2 protein-coding genes are annotated in these 1,222 nt (G+C 46.2%); both read left to right on the top strand.

The features are described from left to right. On the top strand, positions 1–653 hold a 653-nt coding region (locus R7Q48_RS24425; RefSeq protein WP_318132682.1), incomplete at its 5' end, for an outer membrane protein assembly factor BamD. Positions 654–787: 134 nt separating this feature from the next. After that, positions 788–1,222: transporter substrate-binding domain-containing protein (locus R7Q48_RS24420; protein WP_318132681.1), on the top strand; the 435-nt coding region annotated here is incomplete at its 3' end.

The raw sequence follows: 1,222 nt of genomic DNA, 5'->3' as shown, positions 1-1,222 counted from the left end.
CTGATGTGCCACCTTCGGAACTGTATGCAGACGCACAAGTCTCACTTCCAAGTGGCAACTGGCTTTCTGCGATTGAGGAACTGGAAGCGTTAGACTCACGTTACCCATTTGGTGCCTACTCTGAACAGGTGCAACTTGACCTTATTTACGCATACTACAAAAACGACGACCTAGCGTTAGGCTTAGCAACCATCTCTCGCTTTATGCGCCTAAACCCTACCCATGAAAAAATGGACTGGGTGCTTTACATGCGTGGCCTGAGCCACATGGCTCAAGATCGTAACTTTATGCACGACCTGTTTAACATCGATCGTAGCGACCGCGACCCAGAGCCCGTGAAAAAAGCATTTGATGACTTTAAGAAGCTGCTTCAACGTTATCCAAACAGCCCATATGCGGAAGATGCACAAAAACGCATGGTGGCCTTGAAAAACCGCTTAGCGAATTACGATTTAGCTACCGCTGATTTTTACCTTCGCCGTGAAGCATGGATTGCTGCCATTAACCGTAGCCAAGAGCTTCAAAAATCATTCCCTGATACAGAAGCAGCTCGCAAATCGTTAGAAATTCAGCTGGAAGCCTACAAGCAGCTGCAACTAGAAGATGCCGTTGCAAGAACAGAAGCGCTCATTAAGCTAAATCCTGTCAAATAAACGCCTACCGCCACAGCTCAAACTGTGGCGGTTTTGTTTTCTACCACCAATTCCTTCTCTTTGAACAATCTTGATGATTTTTTGAGCACAACTTATGCTTAGAGTTCTACTCCACCATTAAACTGGACGTGAACGTGACCATATCTAAGTTTTGGGCAATGCTGTTCTTTCTGTTGTCGGCGTCCGTTTACGCTTTGGAAATCTCACCATTAAAACAGCCTCCGTACACGGGTGACTTAGATGTCATCAAAGAGAAAAACGTATTGCGCGTTTTAGTCTCTGCCGATTTAGGCTTCTACTATATCGAAGGAGGAACACCAAAAGGGATTGGCGCAGAGCTGCTGGCTCACTTTGAAAAAGATTTACGCAAAAGCAAACCCAAACTGAACGTACAAATCATCCCTCTAGCGCGAGACCAATTGCTCCCTTCTCTCGAGAACGGCTCTGGTGATTTAGTGGTGGCAAACTTGACGATCACAGAGGCCCGCAAACAAAAAGTCGACTTCAGTACCCCAATCTTATCCGGCATCGAAGAGTGGGTGATCACCAACAAAAGTACTCCAACCATC

The sequence above is a fragment of the Vibrio sp. 378 genome, from assembly GCF_033339435.1.
This window is presented reverse-complemented; position numbering and strand designations above follow the sequence as displayed.